The organism is Planctomycetia bacterium (assembly GCA_015075745.1).
In the GTDB taxonomy this organism is placed as follows: Bacteria; Planctomycetota; Phycisphaerae; order UBA1845; family UTPLA1; genus UTPLA1.
Window position 1 is genome coordinate 71,024 of record JABTTW010000003.1, and the last position, 25,139, is coordinate 96,162.

The window sequence follows — 25,139 nt, forward strand, 5'->3', positions numbered from 1 at the left end:
TGTGGTAATTGAGACGGAGCGAACCTGATTATCGGCCGGTCAGCCGGTGATCTCCGGCGTTCCGGTCGGGGTGTTTCCGACCAGATGAATGAAGATGGCGTTGGTGGAGCCGACCTGGTGGAGGCGGGTCCCGGCGACCACGACGATCATGTCGCCGCTGACAGCGAGGCCGCGCGAGAGGAGCGCGGCGTCGACCTCTCCGAGCATGGCGAGCACGTCTTCATCGCGGGTCATCTGAACGGGCTTAATGCCGTAGTACATCGCCATGCGCCGGCAAACGTGCTCGTCGGGTGAGAGCCCGATGACGACGGAGGGGAGCCGGCACTTGGAGAGGAGCCGCGCGGTGTTGCCGGTCTGGGTCCAGACCGCGACGAGCTTCGCATCGAGCTCGCGGGCGAGGAGATTGGCGCCATGCGCAACAGCCGTCGGAACGCGGGGGACCAGCGAGTTGACCTCGGCCGAGGCGGCTCCGGAGCGATCGAGAAAGTCCTCCGTCTGCTCGGCGATGCGAACCATCATCTTGACCGATTCGATTGGATATGACCCGATCGACGTCTCGGCGCTGAGCATGACCGCATCGGCTGCATCGAGAATGGCGTTGGCAACGTCGCTGACCTCGGCACGGGTGGCCGTCGGGCGTTCCACCATGGATTGGAGCATTTGGGTGGCGATGATCACCGGACGACCGGCGAGGCGGCACTTTCGGGTGATCTGCTTTTGCAAGAGCGGCACGCGGGCGAGGTCCAGCTCGACGCCGAGGTCGCCCCGGGCGACGAGCACGACATCGGCCGACTCGATGATCTCGTCGATATGCTTAATCGCGAGCGGCGTCTCGACCTTGGCCACGATGCGACAGCGATCCTCGGAGAGCGGCAACAAGTCGCGCAGCTCGCGCAGGTCGGCGGCGCGACGCACGAACGACATGGCGATGTAGTCCGCGCCGTGCTCGACCGCCCAGGCGAGGTCCTCGTGATCCTTCTGAGTCAGCGCGGACATTTCCAAATCGCTATCGGGCAGGTTCACGCCTTTGCGCGTGCTGATCATGCCCCCCACTTCGCAGACGCACCTGAGCCGGTCCGCCGACGCGGAAATCACGCGGAGGCGGACGAGCCCGTCGTCGATCAAAACGCGATGTCCGACGGCGACTTCGCGGACGAGTTCCGGTCGATTGGTCGAGATGCGGGAAGCGTTGCCGACGATGTGACCGCCGACGATGTCGATCTCGTCGTCCTTTTGGATTTCAAAGGCGTCATCTTCAACGGGATCGACGCGAATCTTGGGCCCGCACAAATCCGCCATCACCGCGGCCGCCACGCCGCGCTGGCGGCAGATGGACCGGATTCGATTGTAGGTGATCTCGTGCTGCTGGATCGTGCCGTGAGAAAAATTCAGACGAAAGACGTCGACGCCGGCGTCGAGCAGGTCGCCGAGTATCTGCACCGACTCTGTAGCGGGGCCGATCGTCGCGATGATTTTTGTTCTTATCATGGATGCCTGCACCGATGCCGGCGCGCATCATCGGCGGGCGCGCCCTATCTCGCAAGTCTTCCGCGGGCGCGGCCACCAGGCCGCAAGGGGTGCGAGGCTCCCCGGACGCCCGTTACTTGCGAAGGAAATACTCCATCAGTTCGTGCCCGGCCTCGATGTGAAGCCCGCTTCCTTTCGCGGTCCGCTCGCAAAACTGATCCACGATCGCCGGGCCGCTCGGAATGCCGGTTCCGGCCATGCAGAACGGCGGCGGCGCGGCCGTGTGGGTCTTCTTTCCGACGGGGGTCGGGTGGTCCGGGGCGACGAGAATCCGCCATTCGTCGAAGGTGCGGAGCTTTTCGAGGACCGGCTCGACGACGAGGCTGTCAATTTTTTCCAGCGCTTCCAGTTTGGCGGCGGCATCGCCCATGTGGCCGGCTTCGTCGGTGGCCTCGACATGGACGGCGACAAAATCATACTGGTCGAGGGCCGCAACGGCGGCACGACCTTTGGCTGCGTAGTCGGTGTCGAGATAACCCGTCGCGCCGGGCACGTCGATCACCGTCCAACCGAGGAGCTTGCCGAGACCGCGAATGAGATCGACGGCCGCGATGACCGCCCCGCCGACGCCGAATCGCTGGCGAAAACGCTTGAGAATCGGCGCGACGCCCTGTCCCCAGAGCCAGATGTCGGTGGCGGGCATTTCGCCGAGGTCGGTGCGGACGTGATTGACGTCGTGAGCGGTGACGATTGGCCGGGCCTTGTCCATGATCTCGCGAATGCGTTTGCCGCCCCTGCCCTTGGGCAGGTAGTCGGCGACGGCCTCGCCGGGGATGTCGTGCGGCGGCATGCAGGCGGCTTCCAGGGTTTCCGCGTCGCGGAGGATCATCAGGTTGCGATAGGAAACACCGGTGTGAAAGACGATCCCGTCGCCGGAGAATTCCGCGTTCAACTCTTTCAACACGGCCTCGGCTTCACTTGTGCGGATGTGTCCGGCGGTGAAATCGGCCATCAGGCCGTTGTCGATGTTCACGAAGTTGCAGCGGAAGACGACGTCCTCCGGGTGTAGCGGGATGTTGCGGGCGACGGCTTCGATGGGAGCCCGTCCGGTGTAGTGGTTTCGCGGGTCGTAGCCGAAGAGCGACATGGTGGCGACGTCGGAGCCGGGCACGAACCCCTTTGGCACGGTGCAGACGGTTCCGACGCGGCCCATCTCGGCGATGGCGTCGATGTTGGGAATCTTCGCGGCCTCGAAGATCGTCTTTCCACCGAGCGAGGGGATCGGCTCGTCCGCGGCGCCGTCGGGCAGAATCATGACGTATTTCATGCTCATCGGAGGAGAGTCTAGAAACGTCGGTCAGATTTTGCCAGTGGCGGGGAAAGGCATCGCCGAGTTTAACACGCCAACGCGGCGCAAAACGCGTCACGCAGGAGCTCCAACTCGTGACCAGCGAGCGAGCGAGCATCGAAAAGAACGGCGGCGTCCTTGATTCTCGCGAGCACGGCAGGGTTGCCGGTGCGCATACGGCTGACAATCGTCTCGGCGCGATGCGCGGACGAGGGCTGCCAGCGGACGACGGCGGTGGGGATCGGCCGGGCGGGCAGCGATCCGCCGCCGGCAAAGCTCTCCAGGCGCTCGACGGTGAAACTCTCCGATGGCGCGGCGTCTGAAAGGACTTTCGCGAGGCGCTCGGCACGCAAGGTGACGGATTCGAGAGACTCGGACAGGGCGGCGAGGGTTGGTATCTCCGCTTTCGGACGATCCGGCGACAAATAGATTTCGAGAGTCGCTTCGAGCGCGGCGAGGGTCAGCTTATCGACGCGAAGGGCGCGGGCCATCGGATCGCGCCGCAGCCGGTCGATGGTCGCCTTGTTCCCCAAAAGGATGCCTGCCTGCGGACCACCGAGCAGCTTGTCGCCGGAGAAGGAGACGAAGTCAGCCCCCGCCTTGAGACTCGCCGCGACGGTGGGCTCATGCTCTCTCGCCCACATCTCGTCGTCGAGCAACGCCCCGCTGCCGAGGTCGTCGAACATGATCAGATTGTTGTCGTGGGCCAATTGCGTGAGCTCAGCAATGCCGGGCGACTCGGCGAACCCGACGACGCGATAGTTGCTCGTATGCACGTGCATGATCATGGCCGTGCGGTCGGAGATGGCTTCCTCATAGTCGGAGAGGTGCGTCTTATTGGTTGTGCCGACCTCCTTGAGGATCGAACCGCCGGCGGACATGACGTCGGGCAGTCGATACGAACCGCCGATCTCGATGAGCTGGCCCCGTGAGACGATGACTTCCTTGCCCGCGGCAAGTCCGCGCAGGGCGAGCATTGTCGCGGCGGCGTTGTTATTGACGATCATGGCCGACTCGGCGCCGGTCAACTGGCACAAGAGGGCCTCGGCATATCGGCCGCGCTGGCCGCGCTCGCCGGTGGCCAGGTCGATCTCCAGACTGCAATAGCCCGACGCAACCTGGGTGAGCCGCTGCACGGCGGCTTCCGAGAGGACGCTGCGACCCAGGCCGGTGTGCAGAATGACGCCGGTCGCATTGATGACGCGGGTGAGTCGCCGGGCTCGCTGGGCGGCAATCTGCGCGGCTGCCAGCGCAAGGATGGCGGCGACGGTCAGGGCTCCACTGGCGAGCGGCTCATTCTTACGAAGCTGATCGCGCAGGTTGTCGACAACGGCGCGCAGGGCATTGGAAATGACTGCCCGAGGAAGCGACGATAACTGCGCGTCGGACTGTACCGCCGACAGCAGTGCCGTCATGGAGGGGATGCTCGAAAGATCGGATGGGTTGTGTTCGCTCACGCCGATTTCTCAATCAAGATTCGTTCGTCGCCGACCCGGCGCGTGAACTGAATCTTATCCAGATATTCAAGGAGCGGTTGAACCGCCCGGCGAGACAGTTTCAGACGGTCGCGAACGTCCGCCAGCTTGAACGGTCCCTGGCGGCCTAATTCGTGGACCGTTTTCTTGAATGCACTCAGGGCCTCCTGGGATATGTACTGGCCCGGGGCGAAGGAGACGAGTCGCGGCTCGGTCCGGGCGATGTCCTCCATCACTTTGGCCCGCTGCTTCGAGAGCAACGCCACGGTTTTTAGGGCGATCCAGGCCGGGGGATCGAACTTCGCCGCCGAGATTTCCGCGACCAGTCGCTCCACCAGCGCGGCGTCCTCCGGCGACAGGGCCGGGCGGAATTCTCGATGGGCCACGTAGGGCCCGCGAACGACTATGTCACCCGATGACTCCAGCCGGGCGCACATGACTCGACCGATGCCGGCGGCGCTGCGCTTATCGAGCCAGCCGATGTATCGATCGCGCAGCAGGCCCGGTTCGAGCGGGTTGGTGGCGTGTTGACGGCGCAGGTAAGCCAGTGCCCGATCGGCCAGGGCGCTTACGGCGGCGATGTGGACGGTGCGACCGGCGACCAGCTCGATGAGGCGGCCGCTTTTGCGAAGCTGGTCGAGGATGCCGGCGATGGCATCGGTCGCGGCGCCGGCTCTTGCGGCAAGGGCCAGCGGGGACACGGATTCAAACCCGGCGGATTGCAGGCAGGCATCGACGCGCGTATCGACCGTGTCCGACATGGCGCGGTTGATCGCCGTCAGTTCCTGCGGATCCATCGGGCGCAAACGGCGCGACACCGGCCGGACAACCTGCCCCCCACCGAGGGTATGCGTCGCCGTTTCATCACGGATGATGAATCGCTGGCCGTACTCCGCGACGACCGGCTCGCTGCAGCGCAATTGCGCGAACGCCAACTGGCCGGGGGCGATCTCCGCGGCGCCGATCACGACCAGGACGCACATGGTTTCCCGGGTGCCCATGCATAGTCGAACGCGTCGATGCGACTTGATGCCGTCCCAGACGAGCGAACCTGCCGCGCCGGGCATGCGCGCGCGCAAAACGGGCATCACCTGCGCATCGAGGTAGCGCGTGGCCGTGAGATAGCCGGGCGACGCCAGCTCCATGCCGCGATCAATCGCTTCTCGATCCACACCGGTGAGATTCAGGGCCGCGCGCCGGCCGACCATCGCGACATCGGCCGCCGCGCCGTGCGATTGAACCTCGCGCACTTTGCAGGCGACTGGGCCGGGATGGAGTTCCATGGAAGCTCCGGGAGCGGCGCTGCCGGCGAGGACGGAGCCGGTGACAACGGTGCCGCGGCCTTTGACGGCAAAGACGCGGTCGATGGCTATACGAAAGACGTCTCCGGTATCGCGCAGTGGGAGCGATCGGACGAGATGCGCGATGGCGTCGCGCAGGGCGTCCAGACCCTGACCAGTGCGCGCCGAGCAGGCCAAGGTCTGCCACTTCGCGAGGCCGGTGTTTTCCACGACCTCGCCGAGCTGCTGACGAACGATCGCCAGGCGTTCTTCGCCGACGAGGTCCTGCTTGCTGATGACGATGAGGCCGTGACGGACGCCGAGAAAGTTGAGGATGTCGATGTGCTCAAGGGTCTGGGGCATGACGCCGTCGTCGGCCGCCACGACGAGCATGCCGATGTCGATGCCGGTTGCGCCGGCGACCATGGTGCGTACAAATCGCTCGTGGCCGGGGACGTCGACGATGCTGACCTCCAGGCTTTCACCATCGGCTGCGGGAAGCTGCAATCGGGCAAAGCCCAACTCGATGGTCATGCCGCGCTGCTGTTCTTCGGGGAGGCGGTCGGGGTCTGTGCCGGTGAGGGCCTTCACCAGGGCGGACTTGCCGTGATCGATGTGGCCCGCGGTGCCGAGGATGCACCAGCGACGATGGGCATGCGCTGCGTTCATGCGCCGACCTTAGATGCCGAATGCATAAAAGATGCTGGTGAGAATGACGTCGGCGGTGATCAGGGCGACGATGCACTTGACGACGGTGTTGGTCGTGGCGCGGCCGACGCCTTCGGCGCCGCCGGTGACGTTGAGCCCCTCGTAGCAGGCGATCATGGAGATCAACAGGCCGAAGAGCGGGGCCTTGCCGATGCCGGTGAGATAGTCGGTGGCGGTAACGGCGGTCTGGGTGACGGCGAGGTAGCGGTCGGCGTCGATGCCGAGAATGAGGGTGCCGGTGATCATGCCGCCGAGGACGCCGACGATGTCGGCGATGACAGTCAGCACAGCGAGCATGATGACGGTGGCGAGGAATCGCGGCATGACCAGGAAGCGAATTGGATCCAGCGCTGATGCGCGAAGCGCCTTGATCTCTTCACCCTCGACCATGGTGCCCAATTCGGCGGCGATGCTTGCGCCGGCGAAGCCGGAGAGAACGATGCCGGAGAGCAGCGGACCCAGTTCACGGGCCATGGCGATGGCGACGATGGTGGCGATTTGTTCGAGTTGGCCGTAGCGGATCATGGTCGGGGCCATCTGCAGGGCGAGGATGATCCCGATGAAGATCTGAACCAGGGCGACGATCGGGATGCTGCGCAGACCGACGCGCACCATCTGGGCGAAAAGATTGGGGGCGCCGAGCCTGACTTCGCGCTTGATCGTCGCCCGGTAGATGCACTTGCCGGTATCGACAAGCAGATAGCACAGGCCGCCAATGAACTCAAGGAAGCCGGACCAGGACCGGGCCTGACCGATGACGCCGCGGCCGACGGATTCGACGGCGCGGACCATCGCGCCTTCACTGCCGTTTTGTTTTGTGGGTGCCTCACTCATGAGAAATCTGGTTCAGGCAAGCACGCGGCAAACAGCGGCGCATGCCGAATGTCTCAGGCCTGCGTGGCCTGATCCTCGTTCTGACAGATCACGAAAAACTTGTCGAGCTTGGTGATTTCAAAGACGCTGCGAACGCGATCGTTCAGCCCGAAGAAGATCATCTTGCCCTTGTAGGCGGTGACGCGACGAAAGACCTCGACAAAGGTGCCCACGCCGGAGGAATCGATGTACGGGACGCCGGTCATGTCGAGGACGAGGCGCTTGGGCCTCTCACCGGCCACTTCGACCAATGCGGCGTGCAGCGCGGGCGAGTGGTGCAGGTCCACATCGCCCTCCAGCGACACGATCGTCGCCTCGGGCGCCTTTCTAATTTCCTTGACCAGATTATTTGTATTCGTTGCCATCGTTACTCGCCCTTTTGCGCCAGGCCCCCGGCCTGCCCCTCCTTGGGCTCGCCTCCAAACGCGGCACTCGTATCGCCGCCGACGTACTTGACCATGCTCAGGAGCATTCCGCCGTCCGGCGGACAACTGTACTGCACTTCATCCATGACGGACTTGATAATGTGCACACCCAGCCCGCCGGGCCGCACTTCGTCGAGCGGTCGACCCTTGATCTTTTCGGGAGAGACCTGGCGACCTTTGTCGCGGACGGTCACCGAAATGCCAGGGCGGCCGTCCGGGGACTTGACCGGCAGAAGGGTGATGGAGATCGGCTGATCGTCCTTCCCCTCGTAGCCGTGTTCGATGACATTGGCCAGTGCCTCATCGATCGCAAGAGTCAGTGCGTGCGAGTCCATCTCGCCGAAGCCTTCCACGTTGGCCATCTTCTCCACGGCGCCGCGCACGACGGGCAGGCACTTGGCACTGCTGGTGATGTTCAGTTCGATGGGAACAGCTCGGGTCATCCGGACTCCTGTCACGCCCCGGGACCGCCGGATGGCTCGCCGTCCTCCAGCTCGGCAGCGGCCGCCGCCGTCTGGTAATCTCCACCCTTCACATACGATCGCCAACGGGACACGCTGGCCGCGCGTTCTCTTGCGGACCGGGCATAATCATATCCAAATCGCTCGCCGGTGATTCGTTCGAGTGCAAGGATGGAGAAAAAACGTACCGCGTCGTCTTCATCCTCAAGACGATCGACAATCAACGGGACCGATCTCCAATCCTTCGCCTCAGCCGCGGCCCGAACAGCGAGTATTCGCTCGGCAGGCTCTTCGGAGGAAATCTGGGCCCGGTATGGGCCGATCGACGTACATCCGCCCGCCAGCGACAACGCGACCAGGAAGCCAGTGGAATGAGCACCCATGCACCGCATGAAGTTCATCCTATCGTGCTGGCCGAGCGGCGACAACAACGGACCTCCCGGGCCGCCGCCCCCCCGATGCGGACCACCGCCCGCAAAAAGGCTATTATCCACACAATAGACCGGACCGGCCGGATCAAGAGCACTCCTTATCGCACGAAGGAATCGAACCTGCATGGCAACGAGCGAGCTGGACATCATCTTCACGGCGCCACACCCGGACGATCTGGAAATCGGTAGCGGCGGCGCCATCGCCAAACTCGTTAAGCTCGGCTATCGCGTCGGCATGGTCCACATGACCAACGGCGAACCGACGCCGCTGGGCGACCCGGAAACGCGCTTAAAGGAGATGAGGGCCGCCGCCGACATCCTCGGCGTACAGGTCTGCGAGATGGTGGGCATGACGAACCGGATGCTGATGGACGGCCCCGAGGCGCGGTTTGCGCTGGCGAGCGTCGTGCGAAAGTATCGGCCGCGCATCCTCGTCGGCATCGCCGGCAGGACCGTCGCCGCCTCGCCGGACCATTACCAGGCGCAGCTCATCACCGAGGCGACGCGGTTCTACTCGCAGCTCACCAAATGGGACGATCGATTCAGCGGGACGAAGCCGCACCGGGTGGATCATCTGATATACCGGCCGATCGCCCGATCGGCGGAGATCGCCCACTGGCCCGCGCAGTTTGTCGTGGATATCACCGACACCATCGATCAGAAGCTCGCCGCCATCGAATGCTACAAATCGCAGTTTCCTCAACAGCGATTCGAGGGGCTCAAGCACTGGGTCCTTTCGTCGGGCGGGTACGAAGGTGGAATGTGCGGATACAAGTATGGCGAGCTCTACGCCGTGCCGCGGCCTTTGGGAGTATTGGACCCGATGCCCCTTTTTGGAGAGTGGCCGGTGCCGTCTCCGATCGACCCACCGAAAGTGTGATACGGCCGGAAAGACGGATCAAATAGTGCTGCACTGCCGGCGGCCATCGCGCAATTGGGTGTGCAACCCTGGGCATATGTCCCCAAATACATTTCACTGCCTAATAATCCGCCAGACAAACGTGCTATTGCCGCCATGGCACGCGACTTGTCAGGTCATTCACCGCCGCCGGTTCGCACGCCGCGGCGTGAGAGCGAACCTGATGAATTCCGCCGATTCTTTACACCCCAAAGAGTTGATCCGCCTCCGTTGAGGCGCGAGTTGGCCGCATGGCGCTCATGAGAGCAGAGCGCCGTCCGCGGCCTGATGACAACGACTCAAGCACCGATTGCACCCCAAAAAATGGTTTTGAAACACGAGTGCAATTACATGCGCAGAATCCACCCTCGCCTCGGCCGTTTCCTGTCAAGCGAGTTTGTTGAGGCTCTGACAACGGCCGACCAGGAAAAAAGGAGAAGACCGGATGACAAATCAGGCAACATCACCCAGACGGCTCAAGAGAATGTCGGGAAGGCGGGCATGCATGGCATGTTCGGTGCTGAGCATGTTGATGCTGCTGCCGACCATGGGGCCGCAATGCATCGAGGAAGAATCAAACAACGATGCGCTGTCAGCGAATCTGCTTCGTCCGGGCGAGTTCGGGCTGGGAGACATCACGCCGGTCGGCGATCACGACTTCTATTTCACCGGGCCCGTTGTAACCGGTGATCTCGTTTTTGCCTGGGCCGACTCAGTCGGCTCGGCGCCGAGCGTAACCATCGACCTGAATGTCTGGGCCAACGACGGAGCGACGCTGATTGAGTCGGACAACAACGATGGGCCGGTGTCCTCGGCGGTGGTCGCGGGAGCGATCGCTCCTCAGACCGGCAGCGTCTACTTCGAGGTGAATGAAGACGGCGACAACTCGGATCTCAACGACTACGAGCTTTACCACGCCGTGGTCAACCCTGCTCTCTCGGCGAACGAAGTCGAGGGCAATAACTCGTCGGCATTCGCCAACATTATCTCCGCCCCGATCATGAACGGCACCGTCGTCGACGGCAGCGGAGACGTGGACTTCTACCAGTTTCGCGCAACGGCCGGCGCGGTCGTCGCGGTCATCGTCGACCTCAACCCCGATGACGATGCGACCAGCACCGATGCCGAGGTCCAGATACGAAATACCGACGGGGCCACGGTACTGGCCAATGGAGACAATGGAAACTCAGGAGCCTTTGCGGGCGACGCGGCAGGCGGAATCACTCTTGCGGCGGACGGCGTTTACTTCGTTCGCTTTAATGAGGGCACCGGCCCAACGGACTCCGAATATCGCTTTGTGCTGCTGGTCAACGGCGTCGTCTACGTCGACACCGACGGCGACGGGATTCCGGACGCCGATGACAATTGCCCGCTCATCGCCAACATGGCGCAGCTTGATTCCGACGGTGACGGCGTCGGCGACTCGTGCGACGGATGCCCGGCAGACGTCCTCAAGACCGCGCCCGGCGTCTGCGGTTGCGGTCAGCCCGATGCCGACGTGAACGGCGACGGCACGCCGGACTGCGGCCAGGGCGCCGATCAGATGCTCTCCACGACCGGCATCCTGCTGGTTCCGGACCTCACCAACAACCGCGTGATGGCGTTTGATCCGCAGGACGGCAAGCCGCTCGACGCGAACTTCATCCCGTCGGACCCGGCAAACCTGCCGCTTCCCTTCGCGGCGATCCTCGGACTCGACAACAACAGCATCCTGGTCTCCGACCAGACGGCCAACGTCGTTCAGCGCTATGACCTCAACGGAAACTACCTCGGCGTGTTTGCGCCGGCCGGTGGCGCCAACCCGGCAGTGATGCAGCAGCCGTTCGGCATGGCAATCCGACCGAATGGAAACCTGCTCGTCGGTATCGGCAACGGCGGCAACGCCAACGCCGTCGCGGAGTTCGACGCGGGCGGCAACTTTGTCGGAAACTTCATCGCCCCGGGCGCCGGCGGCATCGTCGATCCGGCGGATATCCACTTCCGCCCCAACGGCAACGTGCTGCTGAGCGGCAGCGGCAGCTCGGCGATTCACGAGTATGACGCGACCGGCGCGTTCATCGCCAACTTCGACGCCATCACCGCCGTGCCCATGCAGCTCATCGAGCCGGGCGCCGTCATGGTCATCGATCAGTTGCTCGCGAACCGCGGCATCATGGAGTTCGCGAGCGGCGGTTCGTTCGTCGCCCACATTCCGGTGCAGAGACTGATGATCTTCGCCGGCATCTACCGGCTCGGAAACGGAAACCTGCTGATTACGTCGTCAAACCTGATGGCCAATGCGACCGGCATCAGCATCCTGTCCGGCCTCAAGAACGGCGGCGTCTTTGAGGTGAATACCTCGGGCGCCCTGCTGCAGACGGAGATATCCGGCATGGGCGCGCAGTTCATCGAGTTCGCCCTGATCGATACCGACGGTGACGGAATCGGCGACGCGGCAGACGGCTGCCCGGCCGATCCGGCGAAGACCAGCCCCGGCGTCTGCGGCTGCGGCACGCCGGATGCCGACACCGACGGCGACACGGTGCCTGATTGTCTCGACGTCTGTCCGGCCGGCGACGACACGGTCGACGCCAACGGCAACGGCATTCCGGATTGCACGGAAGCCATCGTTCCGCCGCTGCCGGTCCCAGTGCCGGTCCCCGGCTGCTGTGCACCGGGCGTGTTCCCAATGGTCGGCATGTTCATGCCGGCGTGTTTGATCGGCTGGCGGTTGAAGCGACGGTCACGGCGCCGCTGATCGCGAACGATCGGATGATGTGATTCTCAATGGAGCCCATCGCGCACCGCGCGGTGGGCTCCTCTTTTTCTAAGGAGCGGAGATCGTCAGGACTCGGACTCCGTTGCCGCGGTCTGAAGCACCTTCGCCAGTTGCTCGCCGTGGACCTGGTCATTCGTGCGAAACCAGAACGAAAGCTCCGCGCCGCTCGAGCCCGGCCTGGCGAATTGCTGCCTCATGCCGAGGTGTTCCACCTGTGTGGGCGTGAGCTTGCCGCGCGGGACATTCACGTCCACGCGAATCGACTCGCCCTGATGGGTGATGATCTTTCCGATGCGCCGGCCCGACTCGGTGAGCAACTCCACGAAGACCTTGCCGCTCCAGTCGATCTTCACCCGCGGCACGGCCTTGGATGCCCGGCCGATGAAGGCCATCAGCTCCACCGGCTTCCACTGCTTGGGCTGGGTGAGCGGAACACACTGTTGGGAGAGATGCCACGCCTTTCCGTCCACCTTCCACGGGGCGACGGCTTTCTTGTCGGTCGCCATGTCGGCAAGATGCTTCAGGTAACTGCCCACCGCCTTCTTGAGAAATGCGCGAAAGGCCGGCGTGGCGATTTCCTTCTTGTCGTGCACCGTGATGCGAACCTGATCCATGCCCTCACGAGGCGGACGAAATTGTACCCGGGAGGCCTGGCCGTAGGCATGAACGTCCTCACGATCGTCCAGCGGCTTTAGGCCCAGGCTCTTCGACAGCGCAGACTCCTGGAAGCATCCCTCGGGAATCCGGAAGTAGAGGTCCAGCAACCACCGGCCGCCGGTCAGCGCGTGCAGGAACCATTGCACCGACGACTGCGCGACGCCCCTGGGCGACTTGCCGACGATCTCCACGCGCGCCCGATCGTTCCAATCCGTCGGTTGCAATTTGCCCTTGCCCAGCTTTTCAATCTCGCGCACGACGAACTGAAGGGCCGCGCCTTCCCATTCGACTGTCTTGCCCTCGCGACTGAGTCGCTGCTGGATGTGCCACTTCTCGCCGTCGAGCTCCCACGGCATCTTCGCCGGACCGGCATCTGTCTTGACGGCCTTTTCGACATTCAGCTCTTTTGCCGCGGCCTTCTTCGGGTCGAAGACCTCGCGCGCACTGCGCGGCCCGGCAGCCAGAACCTTCCTCAACAATCGCCCGGTATGCGAGGCCGTCACCGCCGCAATGTCCTCGGGTGTTCCCTCGGCCACGATGCGGCCGCCCTCGTCGCCGGCCTCGGGCCCCAGGTCGATCACCCAGTCCGCCGTCTTGATGACGTCGAGATTGTGCTCGACCAGAATCACGGTGTTACCCATGTCGGCGAAGCGGTGCAGGACATCGAGCAGTTTGCGCAGGTCGTCAAAGTGCAGGCCGGTCGTCGGCTCGTCGAGGATGTAGACCGTCTTGCCGGTCGATGGTCTCGCCAGTTCGGCGCCGAGCTTCAATCGCTGCGCCTCACCGCCGGAGAGCGTCGGCGCGCTTTGCCCAAGCGGGAGGTACCCGAGCCCCACGTCTTCCAGCGTCTGCAGGAGTCGCCGCACCTTGGGCACGTTGGCGAACAGCTCCTTCGCCTCGCTGATCGACATGGATAAGACGTCGGCGATGCTCTTTCCCTTGTAGCGCACTTCCAATGTCTCGCGCTGGTAGCGCGTTCCGCCGCAGGTTTCGCACGGCACCCATACGTCGGGCAGGAAGTGCATCTCGTGACACACCTGCCCAAGCCCCTCGCAGTCGTCGCAACGGCCGCCGGCGCGATTGAAGGAGAACCGATTGACCGTGTAACCGCGAACGCGACTGTCGGGCAGTCTGGCGAAGACCTCGCGCATCACGTCGAAGACGCCGCAGTAGGTCGCCGGGTTTGACAGCGGCGAATTGCCGATCGGCTGCTGATCGACGTTGATGACCTTGTCGACGAGGTCGAGCCCCTTGATTTCATCGTGCGCACCGGGCGACAATCGCGCGCGATGCAGCCTCGACGCAAGGGCCGGATAGAGAATTTCGCTGATCAGCGACGACTTGCCCGATCCGGAGACGCCGGTGACGCAGGTCAGCTTGCCGAGCGGAATGGCGATATCGACGCCCTTGAGATTGTTCTGTCGCGGGCCGACGACCGTAAGAAACTTCGTCTCCTCCGCTTTCTCTGGCTGGCCGACGGGCCCGGCCATTTTCCGCCGGGGCACGACGGACTCATCCGGGATGATCTCGACGCGATCGAATGCCGGGATGGTGACACCGCGCCGATTTGTCGGCACCGCAACCGCCGCACCTCCTGAAAGGTACTGGCCGGTCAGTGATTCCTTGACCCGTCCAACCGCCTTCGGAGTGCCCGATGCGACGACGTCTCCGCCGAGGGCGCCGGCGCCAGGGCCGAAGTCGATGAGGTGATCCGCCGCCTCGATCACCTCCCGATCGTGCTCGACCATCAGCAGCGTGTTGCCCAGATCGCGCAGCTTGCAAAGGGCGGCGATCAGTCGGGCATTGTCTCGCGGGTGCAGGCCGATGGTCGGCTCGTCGAGCACGTACAGGACACCGGTCAGACCGCTGCCGATCTGCGAGGCGAGTCGTATCCGCTGCGACTCTCCGCCGGAAAGCGTCGGGGCGCTGCGCGACAGCGACAGATAGTGCAGTCCGACGTCGAGGAGAAAGCGCAGTCGCGATCGGATCTCGTGCAAGAGCTCACCGGCGATCTTTGTCTGCCGCCGATCGAGCTTCATCGAATCGAAATACTTCGCCGCCTCGCCCAGCGGCATTTCGCAGACCTGCGTGATCGTCCTGCCGGCCAGCCGCGCCGCGGCCGACTCGGGATTGATGCGACCGCCGGCGCACGACTGACAGGGCACGTCGGTGACCAGGTCCTGCATCAGCGAGCGATAGTGCCACGACACGCGCGTCGCCTCGTCGATGGCCGGGAAGAAGCCTTTCCACTGGAAACGCAGCCCGCGCGAGTGCGGCGTCGGCTCCGCCTCGATCCATTGGTCGCCGAGCCCCCACAGCAGGGCGTGCTTTTGCTCTGCAGTCAGATCGGTGAGCGGCGTGGTCAGCTCGAACCCGATGGCCCGGGCGAGGGATGCGAGCATCGCCTTGAGAATCGGCCGCTTGCCGACCTGCTCCCAGCCGCTGATCGCGCCGGAGAGAATCGACGCCCCCGGCTTGACGATGATGCTGTCGGCGCTGGTGCCCCGCTGGATGCCAAGGCCTTCGCACTTCTGACACCACCCTAGTCGGGCATTGAAGCTGAAGTGATGCGGCGTGAGCGGCTCGTAACTGGTTCCGCACTTGTCGCAGGAGAGGTGCTGACTGAATCGCGCCGACGTCGCCTTCTCCCCCTCCTCAGCCGGCGCGACGATCATCACCCCCTGCCCCATCGCCAGACAATGCTCGATAGACTCGGCGATGCGCCCGCGCGCCGCCGATTGAATTGATACGCGATCGACAACCCACTCCACGTCATGCTTGCGCTTGGCGTCGATCTTCGGGATCGTCGCTAACTCAACAACGTGCCCGTCAATGCGTGCCCGGATGTATCCCTGCGACTTGCCGCGCTCCAGGACCTGTTGCCACGTCTCCCCCTGGCCCAGATCGATCGGCGCGCACAAGAGCCACCGGCTTCCGGCGGGCAGCGCCATCAACTTGTCGACGATCTCATCGCTGGTCTGCGTGCCGATCGGCAACCGGCATTTCGGGCAGTGCGGGGTCGCCACGCGCGCCCAAAGGACGCGCATGTAATCGTAGATTTCCGTCACCGTGCCGACCGTCGATCGCGGGCTCTTCGACGCCGCCTGTTGTTCGATGGCGATGGCCGGCTGGAGGCCGTAGATGTGATCGACCTTTGGCTTTTGTAGCTGGCCGAGGAACTGCCGCGCGTAGGCGGAGAGCGATTCGACGTAGCGCCGCTGTCCCTCGGTGTAGACGGTATCGATGGCGAAGCTCGTCTTGCCGCTGCCCGAGACGCCGCTGCACACCGTTATCGCGCCGCGCGGGATGTGCACCGTCACGTCGCGCAGGTTGTGCTCTTTCGCGCCGACGACGTTGATACCCGGCGTGGAAAATTGGGCGTTAATCGTAGCGCCCTTCCGATCGCGCTTGCGCGAAACCGAGCTCTCGACGTTTGAACTCGCCTGTCGCTTGCTCTTCCCGTTCGTCTTCCTGATGCCCAGCACATCTGCCAATGCCTGACCCGTGTAAGAATTCTCGCATCTCGCGACCTCCTCCGGCGTGCCTTCAACGACGATGAACCCCCCCGCCTCGCCGCCCTCGGGGCCCAGGTCGATCACCCAGTCCGCCGTCTTCACCACGTCCAGATTGTGTTCGACGACGAGCACGGTGTTGCCCGCATCGACGAAGCCGTGCAGCACGGCGAGCAGTCGACGGATGTCTTCGAAGTGCAGACCGGTCGTCGGTTCGTCGAGGATGTAAAGCGTTCGCCCGGTGGAGCGCTTCACCAGTTCGCGGGCCAGCTTGATGCGCTGCGCCTCGCCGCCGGACAGCGTCGTGCTGGACTGGCCGAGTTTGAGATAGTCGAGGCCGACTTCGTGCAGCGTGGCCAGCATGCCGCGAATCTTGGGGATGGCCTCGAAGTGAGCCAGCGCCTCCTGCACGTCCATGTTCAGCACGTCGGAGATCGTCCGGCCCTTGTAGAGAATCTGAAGCGTCTCACGGTTGAAGCGCTTGCCCTGACAGACCGGGCACGTCACCCAGATGTCGGCGAGAAAATCCATCTCGACGCGGTTGGAGCCGTTGCCCTCGCAGGCCTCGCATCGACCGCCGGACTTGTCGCCGGTCGGCACGTTGAAGGAGAATCGCCCGCGCGCGTAACCGCGCACCTTGCTGTCCGGCAGCTTCGCGAAGAGATCGCGTATCTCGTCGAAGACCTTGATGTAAGTCGCGGGGTTGCTGCGCGGGGTGCGGCCGATCGGGGATTGGTCGATGTCGATGATCTTGTCGAGATGCTCGTGGCCGGTGATCGCATCATGCGCGCCGGGATTTGCGCTCTCCGCCCCGTTGAGCAGCATGACGAGTTTCTCGCGGAGGATGTCGTTGACCAGCGAACTCTTCCCGCTGCCGGAAACGCCGGTCACGCAGACGAAGCGGCCGAGCGGGATGTCGACGGTGATGTTCTTGAGATTGTTATGCCGCGCGCCGCGCACGGCGAGCCAGGCATGCTCGGATCGCTGCGGTTCCATTGCTTGGTCGCGGGCACGACGTTTCATGGGCGAGCTTCGACTTCCGTTCCTTGTTTTGGCCGACGATAGACGTCGGTACTCAGGTACTTCAAACCTGAATCGATCATCAATGTCACGACATGCCCTTTGGGCCCGAGTTTGCGACCGACTTGGATCGCCGCCAGCACGTTGGCCCCGGACGATGTCCCGGCGAAGAGGCCCTCCTCGCGCGCAAGGCGGCGCGTCATCTCCTTCGCGTCGGAGGTCGAGACGGGAATGATCGAATCCACGAGGCCCGGCTCCCACAGGGGCGGCGTGTAGCCGATGCCCACGCCTTCGATCTTGTGCGGACCGGGCTGTCCGCCCGAGAGCACGGCGGACTCGGCCGGCTCGACGGCGACGAACCGAACGTCGGGCTTGTGACGCTTCAGCACCGTCGCCACGCCGCGAAGCTGCACGAACGACGTGTTACCGATTGCCTCCAGGATGTTGCTTCGCATGATCACTGAGCGCCCTTCGCCGCGCGCTTTTTGCGGCCGGTGGAACTCCGCACCACCGGTCGCCGCGCCTTCGGCACCTCGATCTCTCTCCTGCCGCTCAAGTATTGCCCGGTCAGCGACCGCTCGCTTTTCGCGATGTCGTCCATCGTCCCCTGCACGACCACCTCCCCGCCGCGCACACCGGGCCCCGGGCCGAAGTCCACGATCTCGTCGGCAGCGCGCATGGTCGCCTCGTCATGCTCGACGACGATGAGCGTATTGCCCATGTCGCGCAGGGTCAGCAGACTCTCCAGCAGCATCTCATTATCCCGCGGGTGCAATCCGATCGACGGCTCGTCCAGCACGTACAACACGCCGACGAGCCCCGCGCCGATCTGCCCGGCCAGGCGAATGCGCTGAAGCTCGCCGCCGGAAAGCGTCGGGGCCGTGCGATCCAGCGCGAGGTAGTGCAACCCCACCTTCATCAGAAACTCCAGCCGCGTGCGCAGCTCCTTGAGCACTTCCTCGGCCACGATGGCCTGCACCGGCGTGAGCTTCAGATTCGCCAGTGTCTCCCCCGCCGACGCGACGGACATCGCGCACAATTCGTGAATATTCGGGCCGCCATTCTTGCCCGCGGCAATCGGAATGCGCACCCCCATCGCCTGGCGATTGAGCCGCGACCCCCGGCACTCCGGGCACGGCCCGCGCCGCATGTATTTCTCGTAGTACTCGCGGACGAACGCCGCCTTCGCCTTGCGATACTTGTCGCGCAGTTCGGCGATGACGCCTTCGAAGGTGCCGCCGTGCATCCACAGACCGCCGGACCATCGCCACTCGTAGGTGATGTGTCGATCGCCGGTCCCATGGAGCAGGGCATCGCGGGCCTTCTTCGGCAGGTCCTTCCACGGTTTGCGAATGTCAAACCCGACCGCCCTGGCTACGCCGTCGTAAATATGACGCCGCCACTTGCCGACCTTCGTCCGCATCGGCGCGACACAAGGCGCGTAAAAATTCAGCTTGGGATCGGGCACCAGTAACTCGGGATCGAAGTCGATCAATTCCCCCAGCCCGTCGCATCGCAGGCACATGCCCGTCGGCGAATTAAAGGAGAAAAGCTGCGGCGTCGGCGGCTCGAACGAGATGTTGCACTGGGTGCAGGCGTACTTCGAGGAAAAGACCTTTTCGCCGGCCTCGGAACGCTTCCCGCCCGGCTTGCCTTCGACCTTTCCGGCATCCGGCGCGACGATGAGCGTCCCTGCCCCGACGCGAAGCGCGCTTTCCACCGCCTCGGCCAGTCGCGGCCGCACCTTCTCATCGAGCGTCAACCGATCGATCACCACTTCAATGTCGTGGCGGCGGTTCTTCTGAAGCGCCAAGTCCTCGCGCAGGGTGACGACCTCCCCATCCACCCGGGCCCGCACGTAGCCCGCCCGAAGCAGGTCATCGAACAAATCGCGGAACTCGCCCTTCTGCCCCCGGGCAACCGGAGCGAGCATCAAAACGCGCGACGACTCGCCCCCGAAGGCGGCAAGTATCCCCGCGGTGATCTGCTCGCGCGACTGCGCCGTGATCGGCCGGGCGCACTGCGTGCAATGCTGCGTGCCGATCCGCGCGAACAACACGCGCAGGAAATCGTAAATCGCCGTGATCGTCCCCACCGTCGATCGCGGGTTCCAGCCGGTCGTCTTCTGCTGAATGGCGATGGACGGCGAAAGCCCGGTGATCTGATCGCAGTCGGGCTTTTGCATCTGGCCCATGAATTGCCGGGCGTATGACGAAAGCGACTCAACATAGCGCCGCTGCCCCTCGGCGTAAAGCGTGTCGAAGGCCAGACTGCTCTTGCCGCTCCCCGAGACGCCGGTGAAGACGATCAGCTTCCCGCGCGGCAGGGTGAGCGAGACCGAGCGCAGGTTATGCTCCCGCGCATTTTTGATTTCAATCGTGGTGGGTTCCATCGGTGCGCCGCTAAGTCCCTCCGTGGCGCTATTGTAGGCGCGTCCGAACGAACGTCGAACCGCGTGTAGCCGAAACGGAAACGGGCCGCGCTCGCTAGGCCATGGCCTCGGCAAGCTCCGCCGCCGACTCGCTTTCGTCATCGTCGGGCAGCGGCGTCCGATTCGGCTTCGCGCGGCGCTGGCCCACGACATCAACGGCGCCGGGCCCGAGGATCGTCTCTATTTCCGACACGAAGGCATCATCCGGCTTCACGCACATGTCCACCCCGCAGCGCAGGACCGTCACCATCTGGCCCGGCGTCTGCACGCGCAGGAATAGGTTGCGATCCCCCCGATGAGCCGCGCAGACTTCGTGAAGCCGTGAAAGCGACGAGCCCTCCATCCCGCTGTTGCGCACGCTCAGGATCACTGCGTCGGCCAGCCGCGCCGGGCCTTCCTCCATCGACATGACTTCCGACACGCGAAGCGACGGGTCCTCGCGGCGGCGATCCACCTTGCCGCGCAGAAATACCAGCCGATCCGGGCCGATCAGGTCGCGGTACTTCTCAAGGTCCTCACTATAGACCACCGCCTCGATGGAGCCGGTCACATCTTCGAACACAAGGACCGCCAGTTTCGAACCGGCGTTTCGCCCGGACTTGGTCGTCACCAGGCGCACGCGGCTGATCATCCCGCCGACGACGATCTCGGTCTCTTCTGGCAAATGCTGAATATCCGCACAGTCCGCGGAGGCAAATTTGCGAAGCATCTCCGCGTGCGTCGAGAGCGGATGACTCGTCACGTAAAAACCCAGCACGCTCTTTTCCTGGGCGAGCATTTCGGCCTCGGACCATTCCTGCGTCGAGAGCGCCGGCGGCGGTTCTTCCGCGCCGCCCCCGCCGAACATGCTGAGCTGTCCGCTCGCCTTGTCCCGCTGCGCCTCGACACCCATTTGCAGGGCCCGATCCAGCGCGAGAATCAGCGCCTTGCGCATCGCCCCGGTGGTATCGAACGCGCCGGCCTTGATGAGCGCTTCAACCACGCCGCGATTGACCGCCTGCGCGTCGATCCGCTCGCAGAAGTCGAAGATGTCCCGGATCGGCCCGCCGCTTTCGCGCGCCTCGATGATGCTCTGGACCGCCCGCTCGCCGACACCCTTGATCGCCGCGAGGCCGAATCGGATGAACGGCTGCCCGGTGCCGCCCTTGGGATGGACCACGGTGAAATCCGACCGGCTGCTGTTGATGTCCGGCGGGCGCACGTCGATGCCGATGCGGCGGCACTCCTCGATGTAATCGACGACCTTGTCGGTGTCGCCCATTTCAAAGGTAAGCAGGGCCGCCATGAACTCGACCGGATAGTGCGCCTTGATGTATGCGGTCTGGAACGCGACCAGTGCGTAGCCCGTCGAGTGGGCCTTGTTGAAGGCGTACTCACCGAACGGGAGAATCTGATTGAAGATTTCCTCGGCGACGTCCTTCCTGAGACCCTTCTTGACGCTGCCCTCGACGAACGGCACGCGCTCCGCCTCGATCATCGAGGTCTTTTTCTTGCTGATCGCCTTGGCCAGCCGAAATGCCCGCTTGCGCTCGATGCCGCCGAGCTGATTCACCAGCCGGGCCACCTGCTCCTGATACACGATGATGCCGTAGGTCTCCTCCAGCACCTCATCCATGATCTTGTGCGGCGTGCCCCATTGCTCGCCATGCTTGCGGGCGATGTACGCGTCAATGTTCACCATCGGCCCCGGCCGGTAAAGGGCATTCGCGGCGATGAGGTCCTCGATCCGGTTGGGCCGCATCTTCATCACAACGTCGCGCATGCCGCCGGACTCAAACTGGAACACGCCCTTGGTCTGGCCGCTGGCGAAAACGGCATAGACCGTCTGATCCTCAAGGTCCACGCGGTCCAGGTCGATCTTCACGCCGTGATTCTGCTCGACCAGCTTGCATGCCAGCGTGATGACACTCAGGGTCCGCAGCCCCAGGAAGTCCATCTTCAGCAGTCCGACCATCTCCACGGTCGGCCCCTCGAACTGCGTGATGATCGCGTCCGAGCCCGATGCCTTGTAGAGCGGCAGCAGACCGTCCAGCGGCTCATCGGCGATGACCACGCCCGCCGCGTGAACGCCGGCGTGCCGGGCCAGCCCCTCGACGCGCCGGCCGATGTCGATCACGCGCCGCACGCGATTGTCCGACTCGTAGAGCCGCCTCAGCTCCGGCTCGCGCGACAGGGCCTTGTCGAGCGTCATCTTCAACTCTTCGGGAACCAGCTTGGCGATCTTGTCCGCCTCGGCCAGTGACACGCCGGTGACACGGCAGACGTCGCGAATCGCCGCCCGGGCCTTGAGCGTCCCGAAGGTGATGATCTGCGCGACGTGGCCGTATTTCTCGCGCACATACTGAATGACGCGCTCGCGGCCGTTCTGGCAGATGTCGATGTCGATATCCGGCATCTCGTCGCGGTCCGGGTCCATGAACCGCTCGAAGTACAGCCCATACCGCAGCGGGTCCGGCTGCGACAGGTGCAGACAATAAGCCACGACCGACGAACATCCGCTGCCGCGCGCCCCGCAGGGAATCCCGTTGTCCCGGGCATAATGGACGAAGTCCCAGCAGATGAGGAAGTAGCTGGAGAAGCCCTTGGACTGGATGACCTCCAATTCGTAGTCGATCCGCTCGCGCAGCTCGTCCGTCACCTCTCCATAGCGCTCAATCGCGCCGTCAAACACAAGCTTCCGAAGGTACTCCTCCGCCGTTTGCTTGTCCGGCGGACGATAGACCGGCGTGTGGCGCTTGGTGAAGTCCAGGTCGACGTTGCACATGTCGGCGATGCGCACGGTGTTTGTCATCGCCTCGCCGATCTGCGGGAACAGGTTCGCCATCTCGTCCGGCGACTTCAGATAGAACTGGTCCGTCGGGAACTTGAAGCGATCGACGTCGTCCTGCATCGCCTTCGTCTGAATGCAGCACAGGACGTCGTGCGCCTCGGCGTCCTCATGCCGCAGGTAGTGCACGTCGTTCGTCGCGATCAGCCCCAGGCCCTTGCGCTTCGCGATGTCGATCAACTCCGGGTTGATCGTCCGCTGCTCCTCGATGCCGTGATCCTGCAACTCGATGAAGAACCGCTCCGGCCCGAACAGCGACAGGTACCAGTCCGCCATCTTCTCGGCCGTCGCCCGATCGCGGTGAATGAGCGCCTGCGGAATCTCCGCGCCGAGGCAGGTGCTGGTGCAGATGAGCCCTTCATGATGGGCCGCGAGAACTTCGCGATCGATGCGCGGCTTGGAATAAAACCCTTCGCGATAGCCGATCGACGAGAGCTTGAGCAGGTTCTTGTAGCCGACGTTGTTCATCGCCAGCAACAGAAGGTGATAATTGCTTTCGCCCCAGTGGTCTTTCTCCTTCGCGCGTCGATCGCCTGGCGCGAGGTAGGCCTCCATGCCGAGAATCGGTTTGATGCCGGCGCTGATCGCCGCGCGATAGAACTCGATCACGCCGAACATGTTGCCGTGGTCGGTAATCGCCACGGCCGGCATGCCCATGTCCTTGGACGTCTTAACCAGTTCGTCGATGCGATTGGCGCCGTCGAGCAGGCTGTAGTGCGTGTGGACGTGCAGGTGAACAAAAGGGGCGGCGGCCTTGTGCGACATCGAGAAATGCGCCTCCATGCGATTGAAAGTTCCTGAGACTTGCAGCGAATAATACCCGGTCGAGCAACATCTTGAACGTAAGTTCCTGATGCGACTGTGAAATGCGGCGAGTGTGGATGGCTTCGTTGGGTCGCGCGAAACGGAATAAGACGCACCGGGATGGGACACCCAATCACGCCAATCGATGCGGCAAATCGGCGTCTTTCATCCGACACGGCCCTACATCGCGAATTACGGCGATTGCAGCGATTATCGGACGACTCAGACCCGCGGACCGGAGAATTCGAGTCCTGGCCATTCACCCTTTTCGCCCCCTTCCTCCGCGATTTCGCGGCCTGCGGATTTGCGATTGACCGCCCCATATAAGGACTTATAATCCCCTTTCTCAGAGTCGTTACGCGATCCGCGGTATAAACCTATGGCACGTGTGACTTTAACAAATGTCACCAAGGTTTATCCAGGTGGCGTGACGGCGGTGGACCGGGTCAGCCTGGACATCGCGGACCGGGAGTTCGTCGTTCTCGTCGGACCTTCCGGTTGCGGAAAAAGTACGACTCTGCGCATGGTGGCCGGCCTGGAAGACATCAGTGCCGGTGCAATCGCGATTGACGGAAGAGTGGTCAATCAGACCCCTCCCAAAGACCGCGATATCGCCATGGTCTTTCAGAATTACGCCTTGTACCCGCACATGACGGTGTACAAGAACATGGCCTTCAGCCTGAGCCTTCGTCGAAGGCAGCTCGGGCTCAGCAAGGCGGACATCGATCTTAAAGTGCGTGAGGCCGCGGCACTGCTCGGTATCGAGAATCTGCTCGATCGCAAGCCCAAGGCCCTTTCCGGTGGTCAGCGGCAGCGCGTCGCGGTTGGTCGGGCAATCGTTCGAGAGCCGAAGGTGTTCCTCTTTGACGAACCCCTCTCGAATCTCGATGCGAAACTCCGCGTGGAGATGCGCTCCGAAATCAGACGTCTCCAGAAGCGGCTGAATACGACCACGATCTACGTCACGCACGATCAGGAAGAGGCGATGACCCTGAGCGATCGGGTCGTCGTCATGAAAGACGGCGTGATCTTCCAGGCGGCCTCGCCTCTGGAAGTCTACGAAAGCCCGGCGAATCGGTTTGTCGCCGCCTTCGTCGGAACGCCGCCGATGGGTTTCATCGAGGGCAGATGTGTCGGCGAAAACGGCGACGCCGCCTTCGAGCACGGCAGCGAGCGATTGCCGCTGCCGCAAAAGCTGGCCAGGGCCGCAACGGGTTTTTCCCAGCGGCCGCTGGTATTGGGAATCAGGCCGGACGCCTTTTGCGTTCGGCAATCCGGCGAGAACCTGCCCTACGCGAAGCTGAAGGCGCGCGTGACGCAGGTTGAGCCGCTGGGTGATCGGAAGGATGTCCACATGACCACGACAATGGGAACGAAGCTGGTCGGGCGTGTGGACCTGCGTGCCGGTGTTTGCGAAGGGCAGGAACTCGACATGTTGATCGACATGACGCGCGTTCATCTCTTCGAGCCGGGTGAGACGGGCCGCAACATTTCCGTCGTCCCCGTACGGAGCGCGGCCGGTGAACAATAAGCCGGCTGTCAGCTTGCGCGGGATCCGATGGGATCGAGCGGTCAGGGTCGCTTGCGGGAGTCAGCCTATGCGCTGAAGCATGCTCCTCAAGAATCGACGACTCGCCCGAGACGTCCGGCGTCTTGTGGTATGAAAAAGTGGGCTCGCCTGGTCGCCCGCTTTTTTTGTTTTTAGAGAGCGTGGAGCTTGTTGCCTCCCCGCGGAAACGAAACTCAGGCGGGCGTGGACGCCGG

14 protein-coding genes and 2 pseudogenes are annotated in these 25,139 nt (G+C 63.6%); 3 read left to right on the plus strand and 13 right to left on the minus strand.

Features of this window, described 5'->3' with window-relative positions; all coding sequences use genetic code 11:
- Positions 1-39: 39 nt before the first annotated feature.
- The 8 genes from pyk to HS101_18715 form a co-directional block, all read right to left on the minus strand.
- Positions 40-1,488: a pyruvate kinase gene (gene pyk / locus HS101_18680; GenBank protein MBE7508290.1), complete on the minus strand. Its 1,449-nt coding sequence runs from the start codon at positions 1,486-1,488 to the stop codon at positions 40-42.
- Positions 1,489-1,600: 112 nt separating this feature from the next.
- On the minus strand, positions 1,601-2,800 hold the full coding sequence (locus HS101_18685) for a cofactor-independent phosphoglycerate mutase (protein ID MBE7508291.1): 1,200 nt from the start codon (positions 2,798-2,800) through the stop codon (positions 1,601-1,603).
- A gap of 62 nt (positions 2,801-2,862) precedes the next feature.
- A complete protein-coding gene (locus HS101_18690) occupies positions 2,863-4,272 on the minus strand; it encodes an L-seryl-tRNA(Sec) selenium transferase (protein MBE7508292.1) in 1,410 nt (469 codons plus the stop codon).
- Positions 4,269-6,239 carry a selenocysteine-specific translation elongation factor gene (gene selB / locus HS101_18695; GenBank protein ID MBE7508293.1) on the minus strand — a complete coding sequence of 657 codons (1,971 nt, stop codon included), beginning with the start codon at positions 6,237-6,239 and terminating at the stop codon, positions 4,269-4,271. The genes HS101_18690 and selB overlap by 4 nt, the downstream gene beginning before the upstream one ends.
- 9 nt (positions 6,240-6,248) lie before the next feature.
- Entirely contained in the window at positions 6,249-7,112 is an 864-nt protein-coding gene (locus HS101_18700; GenBank protein MBE7508294.1) for an ABC transporter permease, read from the minus strand.
- 53 nt (positions 7,113-7,165) lie between these two features.
- Positions 7,166-7,516: an STAS domain-containing protein gene (locus HS101_18705; protein ID MBE7508295.1), complete on the minus strand. Its 351-nt coding sequence runs from the start codon at positions 7,514-7,516 to the stop codon at positions 7,166-7,168.
- 2 nt (positions 7,517-7,518) lie between these two features.
- Positions 7,519-8,019 (minus strand): ATP-binding protein, encoded by a 501-nt coding sequence (locus HS101_18710; protein ID MBE7508296.1) that lies wholly within the window; start codon positions 8,017-8,019, stop codon positions 7,519-7,521.
- An 11-nt stretch (positions 8,020-8,030) separates the two neighbouring features.
- Positions 8,031-8,429 (minus strand): HEAT repeat domain-containing protein, encoded by a 399-nt coding sequence (locus HS101_18715; GenBank protein MBE7508297.1) that lies wholly within the window; start codon positions 8,427-8,429, stop codon positions 8,031-8,033.
- A gap of 163 nt (positions 8,430-8,592) precedes the next feature.
- Between HS101_18715 and HS101_18720 the strand changes: the two genes are divergently transcribed.
- Positions 8,593-9,348 carry a PIG-L family deacetylase gene (locus HS101_18720; protein MBE7508298.1) on the plus strand — a complete coding sequence of 252 codons (756 nt, stop codon included), beginning with the start codon at positions 8,593-8,595 and terminating at the stop codon, positions 9,346-9,348.
- Between the two features lie 1,153 nt (positions 9,349-10,501).
- A pseudogene (locus HS101_18725) lies at positions 10,502-10,810 on the plus strand (thrombospondin type 3 repeat-containing protein).
- A gap of 1,379 nt (positions 10,811-12,189) precedes the next feature.
- Here the strand turns inward: HS101_18725 and HS101_18730 are convergent.
- From HS101_18730 to HS101_18750, 5 genes and pseudogenes are all read right to left on the minus strand, one after another.
- Positions 12,190-16,140, minus strand: a complete 3,951-nt coding sequence (locus tag HS101_18730; protein ID MBE7508299.1) for an excinuclease ABC subunit A — start codon at positions 16,138-16,140, stop codon at positions 12,190-12,192.
- Positions 16,141-16,272: 132 nt separating this feature from the next.
- Positions 16,273-17,316 (minus strand): annotated as a pseudogene (locus HS101_18735) (ATP-binding cassette domain-containing protein).
- On the minus strand, positions 17,313-17,768 hold the full coding sequence (locus HS101_18740) for a pyridoxal-phosphate dependent enzyme (GenBank protein MBE7508300.1): 456 nt from the start codon (positions 17,766-17,768) through the stop codon (positions 17,313-17,315). The pseudogene HS101_18735 and the gene HS101_18740 overlap by 4 nt, the downstream one beginning before the upstream one ends.
- A 2-nt stretch (positions 17,769-17,770) precedes the next feature.
- Entirely contained in the window at positions 17,771-19,705 is a 1,935-nt protein-coding gene (uvrA, locus tag HS101_18745; GenBank protein MBE7508301.1) for an excinuclease ABC subunit UvrA, read from the minus strand.
- A gap of 94 nt (positions 19,706-19,799) precedes the next feature.
- Positions 19,800-23,336 carry a DNA polymerase III subunit alpha gene (locus HS101_18750; protein ID MBE7508302.1) on the minus strand — a complete coding sequence of 1,179 codons (3,537 nt, stop codon included), beginning with the start codon at positions 23,334-23,336 and terminating at the stop codon, positions 19,800-19,802.
- Between the two features lie 418 nt (positions 23,337-23,754).
- Here HS101_18750 and ugpC point away from each other — a divergent pair, with 418 nt between their 5' ends.
- A complete protein-coding gene (ugpC, locus tag HS101_18755) occupies positions 23,755-24,906 on the plus strand; it encodes a sn-glycerol-3-phosphate ABC transporter ATP-binding protein UgpC (protein MBE7508303.1) in 1,152 nt (383 codons plus the stop codon).
- Positions 24,907-25,139: the final 233 nt, after the last annotated feature.

Coding starts and splice junctions, on each gene's coding strand:
- pyk (MBE7508290.1), bottom strand. CDS start 1,488: ATGATAAGAACAAAAATCATCGCGACGATCGGCCCCGCTACAGAGTCG.
- HS101_18685 (MBE7508291.1), bottom strand. CDS start 2,800: ATGAGCATGAAATACGTCATGATTCTGCCCGACGGCGCCGCGGACGAG.
- selB (MBE7508293.1), bottom strand. CDS start 6,239: ATGAACGCAGCGCATGCCCATCGTCGCTGGTGCATCCTCGGCACCGCG.
- HS101_18700 (MBE7508294.1), bottom strand. CDS start 7,112: ATGAGTGAGGCACCCACAAAACAAAACGGCAGTGAAGGCGCGATGGTC.
- HS101_18705 (MBE7508295.1), bottom strand. CDS start 7,516: ATGGCAACGAATACAAATAATCTGGTCAAGGAAATTAGAAAGGCGCCC.
- HS101_18710 (MBE7508296.1), bottom strand. CDS start 8,019: ATGACCCGAGCTGTTCCCATCGAACTGAACATCACCAGCAGTGCCAAG.
- HS101_18715 (MBE7508297.1), bottom strand. CDS start 8,429: ATGCGGTGCATGGGTGCTCATTCCACTGGCTTCCTGGTCGCGTTGTCG.
- HS101_18720 (MBE7508298.1), top strand. CDS start 8,593: ATGGCAACGAGCGAGCTGGACATCATCTTCACGGCGCCACACCCGGAC.
- HS101_18740 (MBE7508300.1), bottom strand. CDS start 17,768: ATGCGAAGCAACATCCTGGAGGCAATCGGTAACACGTCGTTCGTGCAG.
- uvrA (MBE7508301.1), bottom strand. CDS start 19,705: ATGGAACCCACCACGATTGAAATCAAAAATGCGCGGGAGCATAACCTG.
- HS101_18750 (MBE7508302.1), bottom strand. CDS start 23,336: ATGTCGCACAAGGCCGCCGCCCCTTTTGTTCACCTGCACGTCCACACG.
- ugpC (MBE7508303.1), top strand. CDS start 23,755: ATGGCACGTGTGACTTTAACAAATGTCACCAAGGTTTATCCAGGTGGC.